Genomic DNA, 19,760 nt, shown 5'->3' on the forward strand with positions numbered 1-19,760 from the left:
CTCAATCCAGAAATTCGGGTTTCTGTTTGCTCATATGGGCGGCCATGGCCACGCGCAAGTCGGTGGATTGCAACATGGCGGCGTTCCAGGTGGCAACGTACTCCAGACCATCGTCGATACGGTGGTCGCGCATGTAGCTGATCATTTCCTTGGTGCCGGTGACCGCGATCGGCGACTTGCCGGCGATGTCCCGGGCAATGTCCATCACGCCTTCGATCAGGCTGTCCTTGTCGCTGTAGACGCGATTGACCAGCCCGATGCTGCGGGCCTCTTCGGCGCCAAAGGTACGACCGGTGTAAGCCAGCTCCCGCAGCATGCCGTCACCGATGATCCGTGGCAACCGTTGCAGGGTGCCGACGTCGGCTGCCATGCCGATATCGATTTCTTTAATGGAGAATTGTGCGTCTTCGGCGGCGTAACGCATGTCGCATGCCGCTATCAGATCGATGGCGCCGCCCAGGCAATAACCCTGAATCGCCGCGAGCACCGGTTTGCGGCAATTGTCGACGGCATTGAACGAGGCTTGCAGGGTCAGGATCTTTTTGCGCAGCAGGCGCGCGTTGCGGCCGACGTCCTTGCCCAGCTCATTGGCCACGCCGGCCAGCATCATCAGGTCGATGCCCGAGGAAAAGTGTTTGCCGGCACCGCTGAGCACCACCACCCGCACTTCGTCGGTGTCGTCGATCCAATGGAACACCTCGACGATTTCGCTCCAGAACGCGGCGTTCATCGAGTTGATCTTTTCCGGACGGTTGATCTGCACATGGGCAATGTTGTCGGCCAGTTCGACGCTGAAGGCGGTGTATTGAGTCATGGCAGAAATCCTTTACCGGTCTGAAAATGAGGCCTGAACTATATCAAGGCCTCAGAACGGCGGTTCGGCCAAATGCAGGACTCTAGCCGCCCTTCACCGCCGCGAACGCGGCAGTCTCGTAAGGCACGGTCATCACATCCCTGCCCCGCAGCTCGGGATCGGACGCGACCAACGCACGCAGCTGCTCATCGATCCGGGCTCGTTCTGCATCCGGCAGCGCCGCGATGAAACTGGTGGAACGCACCCGGTTGAAAATCACATCTTCCGGCGAGCCGGTATGGCCATGGTGAAAATGCTGGGCCTGCAACGGCCCGAACGCCGGGTGCGGGAACACCTTGCGCCAGGCACCGGTGTAATAGCGTGGCGTGTCGCCTTCCTGAGCGTTGACGATGGCGTCGAGCTTCGGTACCCAGCCGACCTTGGTGTCGCGCAGGTTCCAGATCAGCCCAAGCTTGCCGCCGGGCTTGAGCACTCGGGCGATTTCGTCCAGCGCCTCGGTGCTGGCGAACCAGTGAAAGGCCTGGGCGCAGACCACGGCATCCACCGAGGCGTCGGGTAATGGCAGATCGGTCGCCATGGCGCTGACGGCCAGCACGTCCGGCCAGTTGGCAGACAGTTTTTCCAGCATCTGCGCCACCGGCTCCACGGCAATCACCTGAGCACCGGTCGCCACCAGCCGTCCGGTGAACTTGCCGGTGCCGGCGCCGAGGTCGATAACAGTCTTGTGGCCATCCAGGTCCAGTGTTGTCGTCAGCCATTCGGTGACCGCCGGCGGATAGTCCGGCCGGCCTTTGATGTACGTGTCGGCCGCGGTCTTGTAACCGGCGGCAGCCGAGTGGTGAACCTGATCTTTCATGGCGCGACTCCCAATGTGGAACGGCGGATCGACGACAGACGTCAGGAGCATAGCGCCCGGATTTGCGCTTTCCTTGAATGGCACCTGACAAAGCAATGAATAAAACTTCACCTTGCGGTGTTCAACATCAGACATGACCCACTATGGAGCCTTGCCCATGACCTTCCGTTCCGTTATGTTCGCCGCCCCGTTGCTGATGGCCGCGATGTTGTCCAGCCCATTGGCCCTGGCCCACGGCGATGAAGACGAGCCGGTACAGAAACCCAACTGCCCGAAAGGCCAGGTGCTCGACAGCAAGACGCAGAAATGCGTCAGGCAGACCAGCAGCCTGGTGCCAGACGCCGACCGCACCGACTACGCCTATCGTCTGGCCAAGGACGGTCGCTATGAAGAAGCCCTCGCCTTGCTCGACACCCTGAAACAGCCGAACACCGCCAAGGCGCTCAACTATCGCGGCTATGCCACGCGCAAACTGGGGCGCACCGACGAAGGCATCGGTTATTACCTGCAATCGGTCAAGCTTGATCCGCAGTACGCGCAAGTTCGCGAATACCTGGGCGAGGCTTATGTCATCAAGGGTCGCGTCGATCTCGCGCAGGAACAGTTGCAGCATATCCAGAAGATTTGCGGCACAACCTGCGAGGAATACCGGGACCTGGCCGAAGCCATCAACGATTCATCGAAAACCTGACACGACACGCGGAGGCGATCATTTTCAGCGATCAGGCATTCAGAGACGAACTCGGACAACACCTGGCGCGCTTGTGGCGCTACGGCTTGCTGCTGTCGCGCAATCGGCACGTGGCCGAGGATCTGGTGCAAGCCACTTGCGTGCGGGCGCTTGAGCGTTCAGGCCAGTACGTGGCCGGCACGCGCATGGATCGCTGGCTGTTGAGCATTCTGCATTCGATCTGGCTCAACGAAGTGCGCGCCCGCCGGGTGCGCCAGGGCCAGGGTGTGGTGGACGCCGACAGCCAGCTGACGTTCGACGGCGAATACGCTGCGCAGACTCACGTGATGGCGGCGCAGGTGATCCGTCGCGTCGATGCGCTGCCTGAAACCCAGCGCGAAACGGTGTACCTGGCCTACGTCGAAGGCCTGTCCTATCGCGAAGTCGCCGAGATCCTGCAAGTGCCGATCGGCACGGTCATGAGTCGCCTCGCCACCGCACGCCTGAAACTGGCCGAATACCCACCGCTGCAAGCGGTACCGAACACCCCCGCAGGAGACCGGCAATGAATACGCCTTCGGACGAGCAACTGGTGGCGTATCTGGACGATGAACTGGACCGCGAACAACGCAGCCAGCTCGACAGCCTCATCGCCGACGATCCGCTGCTTAATCTTCGGGTGCAGTGGCTGAGCCGCAGCAACCTGCCCTATCGCGACGCCTACGATGAACTGGCCCGACAGGCACCGCTTGATCGCCTGCAAGCCCGACTGGACGCTGCGCCCTCCCCGCAACGGCCGGGTTTCAGCCGGCGCTGGTTTATCGGCGCGGCGGCAGCGGGCATGGTGCTCGCGGGTGTCGCGGCGGATCGGTTGTTCCTCGGCTGGCAAGCGCAGCAATCGCACAACTGGCGCGAGCTGGTGGGCGATTACATGGCCCTGTATGTGCCGCAGACCCTTGAACATCTGGCCACCGACGAAGCCTCCGAGCTGGCACAGTTGCGAACCGTCGACGCGCGGCTGGGCCTGAGCCTGTCGCCGGCGAAACTGAAACTGCCCAGTGCGCAGTTCAAGCGCGCGCAACTGCTTGAGTACGACGGCGTGCCGATTGCCCAGATGACCTGGCTCGACGCCACCCATGGCCCGCTGGCACTGTGCGTCACGCGTTCCAACAGCGGCAGCCAGCCGCTGGCCCATGAACGCCGGCAAGGGATGAACGTGGTGTACTGGACCGAACGCGAACACGCGTGGATGCTGATCGGGCATAACCCGGCCACCGAGCTGGAAGGTCTGGCAAAAATGTTTAAAGAGCGGCTGAGCACATGAGCCAGCCTGTCACTATGCTTGGCGAGTGATTATCCAGGGAGGAACCCTTACATGCCGATTTCTACGCGTACTGCATTGCTGGTCATCGACGTACAGAACGACTTCACTCCCGGCGGCCAACTGGCCGTGCCCGAGGGTGACCAGATCGTCTTGCTGATCAACCGTCTCGCCGAGCAGTTCAAGCACGTGGTCATTGCCCAGGACTGGCACCCGGCGGGCCACGCCTCGTTTGCCTCCAGCCATCCCGGCCGCCAGCCCTACGACGTGATTCAACTGCCGTACGGCGAACAGACCCTCTGGCCGGATCACTGCATTCAGGGCACACACGGTGCCGAGTTTCACTCGGGTCTCAACCTGCCCCACGCGCAGCTGATCATCCGCAAGGGCTGCAATCCGGACATCGACAGTTATTCGGCGTTTCTGGAAGCGGACCGTGCCACCACCACAGGACTGGCGAGTTATCTGAAGGAACGCGGTGTCGACACGGTGTACATGGTCGGCCTGGCGCTGGATTTCTGCGTGATGTTCTCCGCGCTGGATGCGCGGGCGGCGGGGTTCAATACGTTTGTGGTGCTGGACGCGTGTCGGGCGATTGATTTGAATGGCTCGCTGGCGACGGCGATCGAGCGGATGCAAGTGGCCGGGGTCGGGTTGATTCAGTCCACTGAGATCCTCTAATTTCCACCCAGAGCACTGATCGTTCCCACGCTCTGCGTGGGAATGCCGCCATGGACGCTCTGCGTCCACTGTGACGCGGAGCGTCACGGTATGCATTCCCACGCGGAGCGTGGGAACGATCATGAAGTCGGGGTCGGCAACCAAAGCCTGAACCGCGCTCCGCCCAACGGCGAACCTTCCACCGTCAATGTCCCGCCCTGCGCTTCCAGCGCCCGACGGCTGATCGCCAGCCCCAGGCCAAATCCGCCAGTGGCTCGATCCCGGCTGCGGTCCAGTCGATAGAACGGTTCGAAAATCCGCTCCCGCTCATCTTCCGGAATGCCGATACCATCGTCATCCACCCAGATCTCACAGCCCTTCGGGCAGACCTGCACACCGATCTGAATGCGTTTTTCGCAGTAACGCATGGCGTTGCGCAGCAGGTTCTGAATCGCGCGGGCGGTCAGGCGCGGGTCGAGGGAGAAGCGTTCCAGTTGGTTGTGCAGCAATACATCGATGACGATTTCCGGGGACTCCAGCTCTTCGTCGACGCTGCCCAGAATACTGTCGATGAACTCGTCCAGTGCCACTTCGACCTGCTCCGGCAGACGCGCCGGGTTTTGCAGGCGACTGTAGGACAGCAACTCCAGCACCAGTTCATCGAGCTCACGAATGTGCGCGACCAGTCCTTGCAGACGTTCGCGGCTGGCTTGCGGCAGGTCATCGGACAGCGCCAGCGCGAGGCCGAAGTCCAGGCGGGTCAGCGGCGTGCGCAGTTCGTGGGACACCGCATTGAGCAAGTCACGCTGCTGGTTGAGCAGGTTTTCGATGTCGCCGGCCATGGTGTCGAACACCGTGGCCAGGCTGCCGATGTTCGAACTCGAGCCGATTTGCGTACGTTCGCTCAAGTGGCCTTTACCGAAGCGTTCGGCGGTACCTTTGAGGCGTTCCAGGTCGCGCCAGTGCGGCCGCAGCCACAGCAACAGACACGCCAGCAGGCTCGCACCGATCAGGACGTTGATGCTCCAGTACAGCAAATTCACGTCCATCGGGTCCGGCGGCACCACCATTTGCACGGCGACCTGGTCGTTCAACGGCGTCACCGCCAGCGTGCGCCAGCCCCAGTCGCCGATGCGCACCACGTTTTCTCCGCGACGCAGGCGTTCCTGTTCGATCGGGGTGAAATTGGCGTCATCGATGCGGGCGAGGACGATGTGCAGCGGCTGGAAATCCTTGTCCATCGAGGCGGCGACCGCCGGCCATTGATCCTGCGGCACGGCGCGAAACTGCTTGGTGATCAGCGATTGCAAGCCACGGGAATAATCGAGGTTGTAGGTGACGAACCGATCCCTGAACGCCATCACCACCAGATCCGGCACCAGATAGATTGCCGCGCTGTAGGAAACGATCGTCACCAGATAGAGGCGAAACAGGATTCTGAACATCGACTCAGCATTCCCACTCGGAACGGCTGAACAGATAACCCTTGCCCCACACGGTCTTGATCTTGCGCGCTTCGCCCGCGTGGTCGTCGAACTTGCGTCGCAGCTTGGAAATCGCCACGTCCACCGAGCGGTCGGTGCCGTTGAACTCTATGCCGCGCAGGCGTTGCAGGATCTGGTCGCGGCTCAGCACTTCACCGGCATGACGGGCCAGCACCACCAGCAGGTTGTATTCGCCACTGGACAGCTCGACCGGTTGCTCGCGCCAGGTCACGGTGCGCTCCGACAGGTCGATGCACAGGTTGCCCATCAGGATGCGGTCGTTGGCGGTCATCGGCTCGCCGAGGCTGCTGCGGCGCAACAAGGTGCGCACTCGCGCCAGCAGAACTCGCGGCTCGCAGGGCTTGGTGACGTAATCGTCGGCGCCCATTTCCAGGCCCAGCACCTGATCGTGGCTGTCATCGCGGGCCGTGAGCATCAGGATCGGCAGCGTTGCCGAGTCGGCGCGCAGCAATCGACAGACCTGCAAACCGTCGAGGCCCGGCAGCATCAGATCGAGAATCACCAGATCCGGCGGATTGAGCCGCGCCCGTTCGCGCACATGGTCGCCACGACCGATCACGCTGACGGAGTAACCGTTGCGTTCCAGGTAGCTGGAAATCAGTTCGGCGAGGGCGGTGTCGTCTTCGACCAGGAGGATGTTGGGCATTGAGGTGATCCAGAGCGAGCGATGGCGACGGTCATGTCGCAATAAATTTCAAGGCGTAAAGGATATACGCCCTCACTCGTCCCTGAGCAAAACCCTTACACAATTTCACACAGCACCTACAAAGCTTCACCGCTACCTTCGGTGCCTGCCCGTAGGATGCGCACATCAATATTGGGGGTTGTACATGTCGAAGAATCTGCTGGCCGGGCTCGGCCTGATCGCATTGGCGCTGACGCTGAGTGCCTGTGGTAAATCCTCGAGCACTGAGGAACAGGCGCCACCGGCCACCGTGCGGGTCGAAACCCTTGAGGCGCGCCCCCTGTCGATCAGCAGCGAACTGAGCGGGCGCATTGCCGCGCCACGCATTGCCGAAGTCCGCGCCCGAGTGGCCGGCGTCGTGCTGCAACGCACCTACCGCGAAGGCAGCGACGTGAAAAAGGGTGACGTGCTGTTCCGCATCGATCCGGCGCCATTCAAGGCTGACCTCGACAGCGCCGAAGCGGCCCTGCGTAAAGCCGAAGCCAATGCGTTCCAGGCAAAACTGCAGGAACAGCGCTACGCCCAGTTGATCGATGACAAGGCCATCAGCGCTCAGGACTACGACAACGCTCGCGCCAATGCCCGGCAAACCGCCGCCGACGTCGCCGCCAACAAGGCTGCGGTCGAACGGGCGAAGCTGAACCTCGGTTACGCCACCGTCACCGCGCCGATTTCCGGGCGTGTTGGCCGTGCCCTGGTGACTGAAGGTGCGCTGGTTGGCCAGAACGAAACCACGCCCATGGCGCTGATCCAGCAACTGAACCCGATCCACGCCGACCTCACCCAGTCGACCCGTGAATTGAATGAGCTGCGCCGGGCCTTCCGTTCCGGCCAGTTACAGCAGGTCGGCCAGGATCAGGTCAAGGCCACGCTGATTCAGGACGACGGCAGCCTCTATCCGCTACCGGGCAAATTGCTGTTCAGCGACATCACGGTCGATCCGGGCACCGGGCAGATCATCCTGCGCAGCGAGTTCCCCAACCCGGACCTTGATCTGCTGCCCGGCAGCTACGTTCGTGTGCGCCTTGAGCAAGGCGTGATCCAGCATGGCCTCACCGTGCCGCAACGCGCGGTGCAGCGCGACAGCGCCGGTGTGGCGCAAGTCCTGACCGTCGACGATCAGATGCGCGTCGCCCAGCAGCCAGTGCAACTGGGCGCCGTGCAGAACGACCGCTGGATCGTTACCGGCGGCCTCAAGCCCGGCGACCGCATTGTCATCGAAGGCCTGCAACACGCCCGTCCGGGCGAAGTGGTGCAGATCGACGACACCCCTCTTCCACTTGCCCAGACCTCTGGTCAGTAAGCAGGACGCTCTTCTATGCCGCAGTTCTTTATCGACCGCCCGGTGTTCGCCTGGGTCGTCGCGTTGTTCATCCTGTTGGCCGGTGCGCTGGCCATCCCGCAATTGCCGGTGGCGCAATACCCCGACGTCGCGCCGCCGCAGATCGAAATCTATGCCGTGTACCCGGGCGCCTCGGCGCAGACCGTCGACGAGAGCGTGGTCAGCCTGATCGAGGAAGAGCTCAACGGCGCCGATCACCTGCTGTATTTCGAATCGCAAAGCAGCCTCGGCAGCGCCACGATCAAAGCCACGTTCCAACCGGGCACCAACCCGGAACTGGCGCAGGTCGATGTGCAGAACCGCCTCAAGGTGGTCGAGTCGCGTCTGCCGCAAGCGGTCAACCAGCAAGGCTTGCAGGTGGAGAAAGTCTCCGCCGGTTTCCTGCTGCTGATCACTCTCACCTCCAGCGACGGCAAACTCGACGACGTGGCGCTCAGCGATTACCTGGCGCGCAACGTGATGAACGAGATCAAACGCATCGACGGCGTCGGCAAGGCTCAGTTGTATGGCGCCGAACGGGCGATGCGGATCTGGGTCGATCCGCAGAAGCTGATCGGTTTCAACCTGACCCCGGCCGACGTCAACGCCGCCATCGTCGCGCAAAACGCTCAGGTGTCGGCGGGCAGCATCGGCGATCTACCAAATCCGAGCACCCAGGAAATCACCGCGACGATTCTGGTCAAGGGTCAGCTGTCGACGCCGGAAGAATTCGCCGACATCGTGCTCAAGGCCAACCCGGACGGCTCCACCGTGCGCATCAAGGATGTGGCGCGGGTCGAGATCGGCAGCCAGGAATACCAGTTTGGCACCCGTCTGAACGGCAAGCCGTCCACCGCCGTCGGCGTGCAACTGGCGCCGGGCGCCAACGCCCTCAGCACCGCAACGCTGATCCGGGCGAAGATGGATGAGCTGTCGCGCTACTTCCCTGCCGGCGTGGAATACAAGATCCCCTACGACACTTCGCCGTTCGTGAAGGTCTCGATCACCAAAGTGGTCTACACCCTCGGCGAGGCGATGCTGCTGGTGTTTGCGGTGATGTTCCTGTTCCTGCAGAACATCCGCTACACCCTGATCCCGACGCTGGTAGTGCCGGTGGCGCTGATGGGCACCTTCGCGACCATGCTCGCGCTGGGTTTCTCGATCAACGTGCTGACCATGTTCGGCATGGTGCTGGCCATCGGCATTCTGGTGGACGACGCCATCGTGGTGGTGGAGAACGTCGAACGAATCATGGCCACCGAAGGCCTGTCACCGAAAGAAGCGACGCGCAAGGCGATGACCCAGATCACAGGCGCGATCATCGGCATTACGCTGGTGCTGGTGGCGGTGTTCATTCCGATGGCGTTCATGCAGGGTTCGGTGGGCGTCATCTATCGCCAGTTCTCGCTGTCGATGGCCACCTCGATCCTGTTCTCGGCATTCCTCGCCCTGACCTTGACCCCGGCGTTGTGCGCAACCTTGCTCAAGCCGATCGCCAAGGGCGAACACCACGAAAAAACCGGGTTCTTCGGCTGGTTCAACCGCCGCTTCGAGCAACTGACCGATCGTTATCAGGGCTGGGTCGGTTACGCGTTGAAGCGTACCGGTCGTTATCTGTTGATCTACGTTGTGTTGCTGGTCGGCCTGGGCTTGTGCTTCGCGCGCCTGCCCTCCTCGTTCCTGCCGGTCGAGGACCAGGGTTACACCATCACCGACATCCAACTGCCGCCCGGTGCGAGCAAGAACCGCACGGTGCAGGTGGTCGAGCAGATCGAAGCGCACAACGCCGGCGAACCGGGTGTCGGCGACAGCACGGTGATTCTCGGTTTCAGCTTCTCCGGCAGCGGGCAGAACGCCGCGCTGGCGTTCACCACGCTCAAGGACTGGTCGCAGCGTGGTCACGACGACTCGGCGAGCTCGATTGCCGACCGCGCCAACATCGCCCTGAGCCAGATCAAGGACGCCGTGGCCTTCGCCGTGCTGCCACCGCCCGTGGATGGTCTGGGTACGTCCAGCGGTTTCGAGTTCCGCCTGCAGGATCGCGGCGGCCTCGGTCATGCGACCTTGATGGAAGCGCGCACCCAGTTGCTGGCCGCCGCCGAGAAAAGCCCGATCCTGATGAACGTGCGTGAAAGCGCGCTGGCCGAAGCGCCGCAAGTGCAGCTGGAAGTGGATCGCAAGCAGGCCAATGCCCTGGGGGTTTCGTTCGCCGATGTCGGCAACGTGCTGTCCACTGCCATCGGTTCCTCGTACGTCAACGATTTCCCCAATCAGGGCCGCATGCAACGGGTTGTCGTGCAGGCCGAAGGCGACCGGCGCAGTCAGGTCGATGACTTGCTGAGGATGCACGTGCGCAACGACGCCGGGAAAATGGTGCCGCTGTCGGCGTTCGTCCGAGCCACATGGACTCAAGGCCCGGCGCAGTTGACCCGCTACAACGGCTACCCGGCAATCTCGATCTCCGGCGAACCGAAACCCGGTCACAGCACCGGGGAAGCCATGGCGGAAATCGAACGGCTGGTGGCGCAAGGCCCGAAAGGTCTGGGCCAGGAATGGACCGGTCTGTCGTTGCAGGAACGCTTGTCCGGCAGTCAGGCGCCGATCCTCCTCGGCCTGTCGCTGCTGATCGTATTCCTGTGTCTGGCGGCGTTGTACGAGAGCTGGTCGATTCCTACTTCCGTGCTGCTCGTTGTGCCGCTCGGCGTGCTCGGCGCGGTGCTGGCGGTCACGCTGCGCGGGATGCCCAACGACGTGTTCTTCAAGGTCGGGCTGATCACCATCATCGGCCTGTCGGCGAAGAACGCGATCCTGATCATCGAGTTTGCCAAGAGCCTGTATGACGAAGGCCATGATCTGATTGATGCCACGCTGCAAGCGGCGCGTCTGCGGTTGCGGCCGATTGTCATGACCTCGCTGGCGTTCATTCTGGGCGTGGTGCCGCTGGCGATTGCCACGGGTGCGAGCTCGGCAAGTCAGCAGGCGATTGGTACCGGGGTGATTGGCGGGATGATTACGGCGACGTTGGCAGTGATTTTTGTGCCGGTGTTTTTTGTGGTGGTGGTGAAAGCCGTAACCCGGTGGGCTGGCAAGAAATGAATTTTCGCTATAAGGCGATTGGCTTTTATACCTGTCATATTTGACAGGTTCATAAAATACTAAAAAACCCTAAATTGGCTCCTGATTCACTCACGAACAGGAGCCGTCAATGAACATTCAAAAAACCAGTTTAGCGAACTCTTTCACTGCTCAAACTGACGACCCAAACGCCGAGAAATTTTCTGCCGACAGATTTTTCATTTCAGGTACTGACACTGCGATTATCAGTGCTCGAATGTCTGTAGCGGATCAGCTTTATACCTATAGAAGTATCGTTATATATCTCGAGGCTCCCGGAAAAATTGAGAACAAAACCTACGACTTGAGCGCAAGCAATCCTGAGGTGCGTGTCCACTGGTTGAAGAGCAACGATACAATCGTACTGTCGCCCTATGTAGCAAACAGAGGGACGTTGACGATCAGCTTTGACCCAGAAAAAAACGTTGCATATGGCACACTGAATTTCACGGCGGAAGATCCAACGGGTGATCAAGTCGTAGTCAGCGCTGGAGCGTTTGATATTCAGAATGCTGATTCAAACCTAGATCACCTGAATGCCGAAAAAAATAATGCGACCGGCTCCGCCTCGGCACATGTTGAAATCGCTGATTACGACAAAAAATTCGAGTATCGGTCGACAAACGCAATCCTGAATCTGGAACAGAACCATCCAGCGCTTGGTAAATCCTGGGTAGTTCATACCGAAGATATAGCTTCAAGGCCTGATCCACACCACCGAGTCCTCACTTTTCATGTTTCAACAAGCGTTGCACAGAACAAACAGTATGATTTAGCAGCCGAGACCAAACAGGTAGAAGCAATATTTATGATCGTTGACGGCAGGATTGACCCCTTCCGCCCGCAAAATGGCCAGATAACCTTCACATCGTTGCCCGACCCAGAGACTGCAGAAGGAGAGATGAAGGCGACATTCAGCTTCACAGGTATTTCAGATGACGGAGTAACCGCTGAGATATCCAATGGCATCCTGTCTGTCGAAAAGTGACAGGATCAGAATGCGATAAGTATTCGATCTCAAGCGCCTTGCTACTTCTACCAAGCGTGTATCGAGGCGTTTACCTTAATAGACTGCTCATGGCTTTATTCCGCGCCAACCACTCTGACGAGTATGGCCAACATCTCTCAATTTCACAGCACCAGCCAGAACCCACACCCATGCTATGGTTTGCTCGACGCCGTCAACAAAGAGCCGCCCATGCGCTTCCTCGCCCGTACCCACCCTCGCCTTTCCGCCGCCGCCCTGTTCGGCCTTGCCGTCGGCCTGCTGGTGCCCGCCGATTCCATCATCAGCAAGATCCTCATCGGCTGGAACGCCGGGGTCTGGACCTATCTGGCGCTGATGCTCTGGCTCACCGCACGGGCGAAGGCGCCCGACGTCAAACAGATCGCCGTCATCGAGGATGAAAACGCCGGGTTGGTGCTGTTGGTTGTGTGTATTGCAGCACTGGCCAGCCTGGCGGCCATCACGATTGAACTGGCCGGCAGCAAGGACCTGGAAACCACCCGCAAACTGCTGCACTACGGTTTTACCGCACTGACGGTCATCGGCTCATGGCTGCTGATCGGGGTGATTTTCTGCGTCCACTACGCCCGGCTGTTTTACACCTGGGACGGCAAGGAGCCAGCGCTGCGCTTTGCCGAAGGCCTGACGACACCCAATTACTGGGACTTTCTGTACTTCTCGTTCACCATCGGCGTGGCAGTGCAGACGGCGGATGTCGGCGTGGCCACGCGGGAGATCCGCAAGATCGTACTGGCACAGTCGTTGATCGGGTTTGTGTTCAATACTGCGATTCTTGGCTTCTCGATCAACATCGCCGCCGGGCTCTTCGGCTGAGCGCACAAAAAAAACGCCCCGGCACTGCTGCACGGGGCGTTTGTTGTTTCAGCGCATCAGAAGAAGTAACTGACTCGCAGACTGCCACTCCAGTCCTGATTGACGGTGTTGCCTTTGCTGCCACCGACCTGACCGGAAACCTGCCAGTTGCGTTGCGCCGGCGTCCACTTCAGACCTGCGCCATATTCGACCCCGCTGCTGGCGCGATCATCATCGAAGCTGTCATCGTTGATCTTGACTCGGTTGGCTTTGACAAACTCATGGTTGGCGCCCAACGACAGGCTCGGCTCCAACAGACTGCCGTTATCAAGAGCGATGACTCGTCCCCCCCTCACCCCGGCGTTGCCCTGGAGCGAGCGCATGGTGTCGGCCTTGACCTTGAGACCATTGTCCAGACGATAGCTTTCACTTTGGGTCGCGCCGGTCGATACCCGGACCTGCGGCTCGACAAACCAGTTGTCCTTCAGACGAATGTGTTTGCCCACTGCCACCGAACCGCTTGCGCCCAGAGCCTTGTAATCGCCCTTGGCCTGGGTGCCGTCGCTCATGGTGACCTTGGCCTTGTTATCGAACTGGTTGACCTTGGCCATGAGGTTGACGAATACACCGCTTTCAACATCGTACGTGCTGCCGTAAACGCCTGCATTCAGGCTGTCGACCGTCGCGCTGGAGCCGTATTTGAGGTCCATGTTTGTGTGGCTGGCGCCCACAAAACCACCGATGACCCAGGCACGGCCAGCGATATACACCGTGGTATCGGCACCACCGGTGATGCTGTTCGTGTTCTGGCTGTAGCCATTGCCATAGGCATTTTTGACGCTGTACTGGTTGCCATTCGTACGCACCCAGACACTGTTACTCAATTTAGTGGTGTCACTGTCGCTGGCCGCGCGAAGAGAAGCGTCGGGTTGGAGGCTCAATCCACGATCACCGATCTGGTCGCTGAGCATGTTCATTTCCGCGTTCAGTACGCTGCGGGCACTGCCGGCCAAAGCCAAGGCGGTGTTGGTCGAGGTGCTGACAGTTCCCTTGTCGGGGTTGAGGTACAGACCCTGCCCGTCCTGCTTCAGTCGGTAAACGAATGTACCGGCATCCACCGTGTCTTTATTGGCCAGCGTAAAAGCAGCGGTGCCGGCGGCAATATTGCCGACTTTCACCGGTTCTGCGGTAACAGGCGTCGTTCCGGTGGCAGAGACCAGCAATTGATGCTGACCGCTTGCAGAGCCGGTCACGTTCAGGAAGTCAGTACTGCCAGTCCCGAGATCGGTGCCCATCACGAAGGTGCCTTTACCTGTGAGATTGCCGATATTCAACTGCTGGAACTGCTCGTTGGTGCCCATTTGCACGACACCGTCGTTCATACCCAGATTCTGTACGGTGCTATCACCGGTCATGACCCATCGCGCAGCATTGTTGATGGTCAGGTTACCCGAGTTGTTGATCTGGCCCGTGAGCACCGAACCGTTGTCCAGCAGCACGCTGCCGTTGGTATCGCTGGTGACGTTACCGGTCAGCGAGCTGCCATTGTTCAGTGAGAGGCTGGCGACATTGTCGACGTTGCCGTTGATAACCGAGCCGTTGTTCAGGCTGACAGTGGCCGCTGTTCCCGCGACGGCCTCTACGTTGCCGTTCAAGGTAGCGCCGCTGTCGAACCTGGACTGGGTGACGTTCTGTAGATTGCCGTTGAGCGTGGCGCCGTTCTGCATCAGCAGTGCAACCGTACTGCCGGTTTCGGCAATCACATTGCCAGTCAGGGTGCTGGCGTCGACATTGAAGTTGGCGGTGGAGCGGTTGATTGCTCTCAACACCGAGCCGTCCCCGCCGACCAGTTCGGAATTGTCACTGACATTGATGGTGGCGACAGTTCCCGCACTCCCGGACGAACCCAGCACGATGGCCGATCCGGTTCCGCCGTTCACGCGAGTGTTGCTAAGTGTCACTGTGCTGGCATTGACGCCTACCGTGTCGGTCACGATTTGTAAGCCGTCCTGTGCGCCGGTAATCGTGCTGCCCGTCGCTGCAAGCGTCGCGCCGCCCAGTTGCACACCGTAACTGGTGGCGCCTGTGCCGACGACAGTGGAGTCTGTAAGGTTCAGCACGGCAAAACCTACCGCTTGTACGCCGCCGATCAGGCCTGTGATGACGCTGTTACCCGTCACGGTGGCAGAAGAGGATGCAGGGGTGCTGATGTTACGTCCCAGCAAAAGTCCGAAACTGTTGGTGCTGGTGATCGTCGAGTTGTCGATCGTTGCATTGCTGTCGATCAGTTGAATGGCTCCACGGCCCGACGCGCTGTTGACCGTAGCGCCGGACATGTTCAACGAGGAGGTGTTTGCATCGATTCGCTGGCTCTGACCACCGTTGAAAACGACATTGGCACTTTGTGAACTGATGGTCAGCGCTGTCGCGTTGTTGACGGTCAGTGTTCCCCCCTGAGACACCACCCAGGCTTCCGGCGCAGGTGGATTGGTGACCACTTCACTTTCGCCCGGCAACAGCGTTCGGCTATAGGCCTCGGGTGCCGCGATCAATGTTGCCACCATCATCAGTCTGATGGTGTTCGGCTGTTTGAAACGAAAAAAAATGGACATGGGTACTTCCTCAAATCTGCACGATTACAAAAGCTGTTTTTTCGGCAGTATTGAAAGCGCCCACCTAAAAAACGTCCGACAGCCTAATGAGAAAACCGAATGTTTTATGTAGGAATAGTCCTTATATGCACGACGATTTATCCTCCCAGAGTGAAGGCATCCTCGATCTCCTTCTCTTTGATAATGGAAAAAATCGCGAGAGAGACAATCGAGTCTCCCTCGCGGCGCAAACAAGTTCAGCACATTGATATCAACCCTAAACTGGGGCTAGTGTCAGATCGCAATAGAAGTTGCTGCTATTGATAGTATCCAAAGGCTTGATAACCGGAGTTGATGATTGCAGGCCATTCTGAGCTGTAATCCAGTATTTACCCCATGCAACCGCCCCTCGCCTCGGTTGGGCAGCCTTGAAGTTTGCAGCAGTACCAACGCCTGCAACGTCAGGTATGTTGGCGGCCTGAATGGTGTAAGTTGCCGAGGCAGCCGTACCGGGAATCAACGCAGTACCCGTTGCATTTGAATGCGCTTCAAAATGTGCCGTGACAACTGTTGCCGGCGGTAGTAGTGGAGTCTTCGCAATCTGCAGTCCCAGTACATAGCCACTAGTAGGACTCGTCATCCCATAGCACTCGATATAGTCGCGCACCAAAGGACTACGAATTCTGATTGTAGGATCCGGCAGAACAATCGGAATTTGATTGACGATCACTGTCTTCGGCAAGGATTTATTGACGTTCTTGCCTAACCCGGTTATCTCGATAGTGTAGCGAGCCGTATCGCTAGGAGGTTTCAACTTGGCCATCTCGTTTGCCGGGATCGGTTCAGAAAAACCCTGCACAGCCACGAGCGGACTAAAAGTAGCAAAAGGAACTGTCGCGGTACCCAAGTAACACTTGACCGAATGCGTGGGCAAAATATCCGGATCGTTAATACCATTCGTCACCGTGAATGTACCTGGTTTGGTCCGATCATCAGCCGAAACAACGTCTGGAACATTGGAAGCCCCCGTTACAACCGGAAGTTGAAGATCCGGATTGTCCAGTTCCGGCGGGTTGACAGGAATTACACCAGCGATACGCGAATCAAAAGTAAAGATTGCAGTCGGTGACTCTGCATCAGGCGAAAGTCCGGTACGCACTATTACGGATTTGATCTCGATGTCCACGGGGTCATCGGTATCAGCAAACAGCGGATACAGATCTGTGAAGTCAATATCAAAACTCAAATTAGCGTTAGCCCATTGTTGTGTGGCAGTCTCAAAAAAAACAGTCACATCGAGAGCTTTAGTTAATACCAAATAGACTTCATCCCCAGTCACCGCATTCAGGATACTTGAGTTTTCGACAATAGCCGCAAGCGGGATCGGGGCCGGAGGCGAAGCCGTATTTAGAAAGTCCTCCCAATAAAGCGTAGTGGCGTAATTTGGATCGGTTTTTGGCACCAACGGCGCTTTATTGATCGATGGCGCCAAGGGTAATGCCAATGTCAGAAGGCCAACAGACGCAGACTTTTCACCTTCGTTACCGAGCCAGTCAATCCACTGATAGACCACATTGACGCGACCATTCGGAAATTTAAGCAACTCAGTGCTATCAATATCCAATGCACCAGTAGCAGGGACTTCGGCATCCCATACCAACACTTCCAGCACGCCGGAGATAAACCAGACCTTCAAAATATCATCGGAACGACGCCACAAGTAAGTGGTATTCACCGTGAGATTAATGTTCGCATTATTATCGATCCAGGTTTTGTCAATAGTCCGCAGCGGAAGCGGAGTGCCATTGACAAAGACTGGAGCGGGTGTCGGCTTGATTTTTTTGGGTGGATTTTTTGTATTGACCGGTGCAGTTTGGTCAGTAATGAACTCAATGGGTGGGTCGGATGGATCAGAGTTACCGCCATCGTCTTTATAAAGGTCAAGCCTGAACTCCCAGACAGTCGGTCCAGGTGACGTAGCCTTTTCCGCAAAAAGTTTTGCATCGAAAGGCAACAGGATAGTTGTAGGAGGACGGCTTGCAACCGGGCCAAGCTCAATTTTATCTGGATAATCAATCCAGTTCGGATCGCCTTTTTCACGGTACTGAACCTCAATACTATCTCTATCAAACTCTTCGTCTGAACGAGTAAAGTTGAAATTCACGACGCCGGAATCCAGCACTGCTTTCGCAATAAAACCTCCTGCCAGCGTATCAATTGAAACGACCGAATTAACCCCACCGCCTGACGAGGTAGAAACTGGCCGTGGTGTTTTAGGTACAAATTTAATTCCCATTTCTTTATCTCCTTGCGCGTTCAGGCCGGAAGGGCCAGGTTTTCCAGGTGTTACTCGATCGATTTTCACCAATCCTTTTTCTGACTCAGCAATGAGTTTTCCGCCACGAAACACCTGACAGACGAAAACAGCTGAATCATCATCAATTAACAAACTTATATGATTAAGAAACGGCACTACATGATTAAAGCCATTTGTTATATCTGTATTGAAAAGCGGTTTTTCCCAGCGACCATAAGCTTCTGTTACCTCAGGACCACTTCCGTTGAGGCTCCGGTATCCCCTCCAGAAAATCACTGCGGCATCTCCGGGCAAAGCAATATTGATCAAGGAAGGAATTTTGAGAGTGCCGCCACTCGTCAATGGAGGGTTCGTATTGTTATTCCAATACCCCCAGAGTGTTGCGCCCACCGCCACAAGTTCCGAAAAGGTTAAAAGAGGCGTGTGATCGATGGTCAGTTTACGCAGTGGAGAATCGTCTCCATTACCTCCACCTCGCTTCCACAATTTGTAATAAACGTACGCAACACCATCAGTTGCCATTTGTTTGGGAGTCAAAGGCACATAAACAAAAAGGCCGATAATCCCCGCAGGATAAGTCTGGTCAAAAATAATTGTTTCTATTGAATTTTGAACCCAAAACACCACCAATTGGTCATTGGGCCCTGTGTCATCCGGGCGAGGAATAACAATACGAGTGCCATTCTTCAGAATATCTCTGGGGATATTTCCATCCAGATCGTTGTCGTCAACACCTTCGACTGAAAGCGGTTGCGCCAGTACCCCTATAGGCGTCTTAGCGGTTTGATTAGTGGGTGTTGAAGTCATTTTTTCCATCACCGATTGGTACTAGACTCTTGAAAAACCCAGGTACTTTCTTTCGCTGTTCTGTCGGGAAAATTAGGCGCTTCAACAGAGAGTTTTCCTACTGTCAGATCTGACAGGTATTGCTACCGTCTGTCGGACTTATCCGACTTCCACCCCGCGACGCAAAGCATCTTCACTTGACGCCACCAAGGGGTTTGGTGTCTCCTGAAACCGGTTTCAGACAATAAGAAGACTCAACCGTGAACGATTTCTCCGCCGCCCAGCGCAGCCGCGTGACCATGCTCGACGTTGCCGAACACGCTGGCGTGTCCAAGGCCAGCGTCTCGCGTTTTATCGGCGACGACCGCGCCCTGCTCTCCGATGCCATTGCCCAGCGCATCGAGCAGTCCATTGCCGAACTCGGCTACCGCCCCAATCAGATGGCGCGTGGATTGAAGCGCGGACGCACCCGCCTGATCGGCATGCTGGTGGCCGATATCCGCAACCCTTATTCGATTGCCGTGATGCACGGGGTGGAGACCGCTTGCCGTCGACACGGCTACAGCCTGGTGGTGTGCAACACCGACCGCGATGACGAGCAGGAGCGCCAACACCTGGCGCTGTTGCGCTCGTACAACATCGAAGGGCTGATCGTGAACACCCTGGGTCATCACCGGGATGAGCTGGATGAGCTGAAGCGGGAAATGCCGCTGGTGCTGGTGGATCGCAAGGTCGACGGGCTCGACAGCGACATGGTCGGGTTGAACAACCCGCAGGCCATCGAGATGGCGCTGGAGCATCTTCAGCAGCGTGGCTATCGAGATGTGTTGTTGGTGACGGAACCCTATGACGGCACGAGTTCGCGGATCCAGCGGGTCAGCAGTTTTCAGCAGCAGATTGGCCAGCGCAAATGCATGAATGGTGCGGTGCTGGAAACCGGCTCGAGCCTTGCGAGCGATCTTCAAACCTTTTTGAACACACCTGATAACGGCCCGAAAGCCTTGTTCTGCGCCAATGGCGTGGCGGCGCTGGCCTGTACCCTGGCGTTACGTGAGATCGGCTGCCGGCTGTTCGAGGACGTCGGGCTGATCGCGCTGGATGATCTGGACTGGTATCCGTTGGTGGGCAGCGGGATCACCGCCCTCGCCCAGCCAACTGCCGAAATGGGTGCGCAGGCATTTGAATGCTTGCTCAAACGCTTGCGTGGGACTGATGAAGCAGCGCAAACCCTCGATTTTACGCCGGTCCTGGTCGAGCGTGGCTCGACGCGCGGAATAGCGAAATAAGGCCCTACGGGGCCA

Annotated in this window: 15 protein-coding genes; 9 read left to right on the forward strand and 6 right to left on the reverse strand. The window is 58.1% G+C overall.

Annotated elements, in window-relative coordinates; all coding sequences use genetic code 11:
• Window position 1: 1 nt before the first annotated feature.
• Together AC07VV_RS05090 and AC07VV_RS05095 are read right to left on the reverse strand one after the other, a co-directional pair.
• Complete coding sequence (locus tag AC07VV_RS05090; RefSeq protein WP_495035527.1) at window positions 2–814, reverse strand: crotonase/enoyl-CoA hydratase family protein; 813 nt, start codon at window positions 812–814, stop codon at window positions 2–4.
• A gap of 82 nt (window positions 815–896) precedes the next feature.
• Entirely contained in the window at window positions 897–1,670 is a 774-nt protein-coding gene (locus AC07VV_RS05095; protein WP_495035528.1) for a class I SAM-dependent methyltransferase, read from the reverse strand.
• Window positions 1,671–1,827: 157 nt separating this feature from the next.
• Here AC07VV_RS05095 and AC07VV_RS05100 point away from each other — a divergent pair, with 157 nt between their 5' ends.
• The 4 genes from AC07VV_RS05100 to pncA all read left to right on the forward strand — a co-directional run bounded on the left by AC07VV_RS05100 (window position 1,828) and on the right by pncA (window position 4,342).
• On the forward strand, window positions 1,828–2,361 hold the full coding sequence (locus AC07VV_RS05100; RefSeq protein WP_096821494.1) for a tetratricopeptide repeat protein: 534 nt from the start codon (window positions 1,828–1,830) through the stop codon (window positions 2,359–2,361).
• A 62-nt stretch (window positions 2,362–2,423) separates the two neighbouring features.
• Window positions 2,424–2,909 carry an RNA polymerase sigma factor gene (locus AC07VV_RS05105; protein WP_141401792.1) on the forward strand — a complete coding sequence of 162 codons (486 nt, stop codon included), beginning with the start codon at window positions 2,424–2,426 and terminating at the stop codon, window positions 2,907–2,909.
• Window positions 2,906–3,664, forward strand: a complete 759-nt coding sequence (locus AC07VV_RS05110; protein ID WP_495035529.1) for an anti-sigma factor family protein — start codon at window positions 2,906–2,908, stop codon at window positions 3,662–3,664. The genes AC07VV_RS05105 and AC07VV_RS05110 overlap by 4 nt, the downstream gene beginning before the upstream one ends.
• Window positions 3,665–3,715: 51 nt before the next feature.
• Window positions 3,716–4,342, forward strand: a complete 627-nt coding sequence (pncA, locus tag AC07VV_RS05115; protein ID WP_495035530.1) for a bifunctional nicotinamidase/pyrazinamidase — start codon at window positions 3,716–3,718, stop codon at window positions 4,340–4,342.
• Between the two features lie 119 nt (window positions 4,343–4,461).
• Here the strand turns inward: pncA and AC07VV_RS05120 are convergent, their stop codons facing one another.
• Both AC07VV_RS05120 and AC07VV_RS05125 read right to left on the reverse strand, forming a co-directional pair.
• Window positions 4,462–5,766 (reverse strand): ATP-binding protein, encoded by a 1,305-nt coding sequence (locus AC07VV_RS05120; protein ID WP_495035531.1) that lies wholly within the window; start codon window positions 5,764–5,766, stop codon window positions 4,462–4,464.
• A 4-nt stretch (window positions 5,767–5,770) separates the two neighbouring features.
• Window positions 5,771–6,472, reverse strand: coding sequence for a response regulator (locus AC07VV_RS05125; protein WP_007960391.1), 702 nt, complete (start codon window positions 6,470–6,472; stop codon window positions 5,771–5,773).
• A 184-nt stretch (window positions 6,473–6,656) separates the two neighbouring features.
• On the opposite strand from AC07VV_RS05125, the gene AC07VV_RS05130 reads away from it, so the two are divergent.
• The 4 genes from AC07VV_RS05130 to AC07VV_RS05145 all read left to right on the forward strand — a co-directional run bounded on the left by AC07VV_RS05130 (window position 6,657) and on the right by AC07VV_RS05145 (window position 12,786).
• The gene (locus tag AC07VV_RS05130) at window positions 6,657–7,814 is read left to right on the forward strand and encodes an efflux RND transporter periplasmic adaptor subunit (RefSeq protein WP_096821498.1); all 1,158 of its coding nucleotides are present in this window, start codon (window positions 6,657–6,659) and stop codon (window positions 7,812–7,814) included.
• A 15-nt stretch (window positions 7,815–7,829) separates the two neighbouring features.
• Complete coding sequence (locus AC07VV_RS05135) at window positions 7,830–10,928, forward strand: multidrug efflux RND transporter permease subunit (RefSeq protein WP_495035532.1); 3,099 nt, start codon at window positions 7,830–7,832, stop codon at window positions 10,926–10,928.
• A 109-nt stretch (window positions 10,929–11,037) separates the two neighbouring features.
• Window positions 11,038–11,934: a hypothetical protein gene (locus AC07VV_RS05140; protein ID WP_495035533.1), complete on the forward strand. Its 897-nt coding sequence runs from the start codon at window positions 11,038–11,040 to the stop codon at window positions 11,932–11,934.
• 210 nt (window positions 11,935–12,144) lie between these two features.
• Window positions 12,145–12,786, forward strand: a complete 642-nt coding sequence (locus AC07VV_RS05145) for a DUF1345 domain-containing protein (protein ID WP_495035534.1) — start codon at window positions 12,145–12,147, stop codon at window positions 12,784–12,786.
• A 56-nt stretch (window positions 12,787–12,842) separates the two neighbouring features.
• On the opposite strand, the gene AC07VV_RS05150 is transcribed toward AC07VV_RS05145, so the two are convergent.
• Complete coding sequence (locus AC07VV_RS05150; RefSeq protein ID WP_495035535.1) at window positions 12,843–15,377, reverse strand: autotransporter outer membrane beta-barrel domain-containing protein; 2,535 nt, start codon at window positions 15,375–15,377, stop codon at window positions 12,843–12,845.
• 256 nt (window positions 15,378–15,633) lie between these two features.
• Entirely contained in the window at window positions 15,634–18,489 is a 2,856-nt protein-coding gene (locus AC07VV_RS05155; RefSeq protein ID WP_495035536.1) for a hypothetical protein, read from the reverse strand.
• A gap of 230 nt (window positions 18,490–18,719) precedes the next feature.
• On the opposite strand from AC07VV_RS05155, the gene AC07VV_RS05160 reads away from it, so the two are divergent.
• Entirely contained in the window at window positions 18,720–19,745 is a 1,026-nt protein-coding gene (locus AC07VV_RS05160) for a LacI family DNA-binding transcriptional regulator (RefSeq protein WP_495035537.1), read from the forward strand.
• The last annotated feature ends 15 nt before the right edge of the window (window positions 19,746–19,760 follow it).

The sequence above is a fragment of the Pseudomonas sp. GW821-FHT02C04 genome, assembly GCF_059421845.1.

What these genes read in the sequence shown, in the direction of transcription:
- AC07VV_RS05130 (WP_096821498.1), top strand. Translation starts at nt 6,657, where the DNA reads ATGTCGAAGAATCTGCTGGCCGGGCTCGGCCTGATCGCATTGGCGCTG.
- AC07VV_RS05100 (WP_096821494.1), top strand. Translation starts at nt 1,828, where the DNA reads ATGACCTTCCGTTCCGTTATGTTCGCCGCCCCGTTGCTGATGGCCGCG.
- AC07VV_RS05140 (WP_495035533.1), top strand. Translation starts at nt 11,038, where the DNA reads ATGAACATTCAAAAAACCAGTTTAGCGAACTCTTTCACTGCTCAAACT.
- AC07VV_RS05090 (WP_495035527.1), bottom strand. Translation starts at nt 814, where the DNA reads ATGACTCAATACACCGCCTTCAGCGTCGAACTGGCCGACAACATTGCC.
- pncA (WP_495035530.1), top strand. Translation starts at nt 3,716, where the DNA reads ATGCCGATTTCTACGCGTACTGCATTGCTGGTCATCGACGTACAGAAC.
- AC07VV_RS05125 (WP_007960391.1), bottom strand. Translation starts at nt 6,472, where the DNA reads ATGCCCAACATCCTCCTGGTCGAAGACGACACCGCCCTCGCCGAACTG.
- AC07VV_RS05135 (WP_495035532.1), top strand. Translation starts at nt 7,830, where the DNA reads ATGCCGCAGTTCTTTATCGACCGCCCGGTGTTCGCCTGGGTCGTCGCG.
- AC07VV_RS05120 (WP_495035531.1), bottom strand. Translation starts at nt 5,766, where the DNA reads ATGTTCAGAATCCTGTTTCGCCTCTATCTGGTGACGATCGTTTCCTAC.
- AC07VV_RS05155 (WP_495035536.1), bottom strand. Translation starts at nt 18,489, where the DNA reads ATGGAAAAAATGACTTCAACACCCACTAATCAAACCGCTAAGACGCCT.
- AC07VV_RS05095 (WP_495035528.1), bottom strand. Translation starts at nt 1,670, where the DNA reads ATGAAAGATCAGGTTCACCACTCGGCTGCCGCCGGTTACAAGACCGCG.
- AC07VV_RS05145 (WP_495035534.1), top strand. Translation starts at nt 12,145, where the DNA reads ATGCGCTTCCTCGCCCGTACCCACCCTCGCCTTTCCGCCGCCGCCCTG.
- AC07VV_RS05110 (WP_495035529.1), top strand. Translation starts at nt 2,906, where the DNA reads ATGAATACGCCTTCGGACGAGCAACTGGTGGCGTATCTGGACGATGAA.
- AC07VV_RS05150 (WP_495035535.1), bottom strand. Translation starts at nt 15,377, where the DNA reads ATGTCCATTTTTTTTCGTTTCAAACAGCCGAACACCATCAGACTGATG.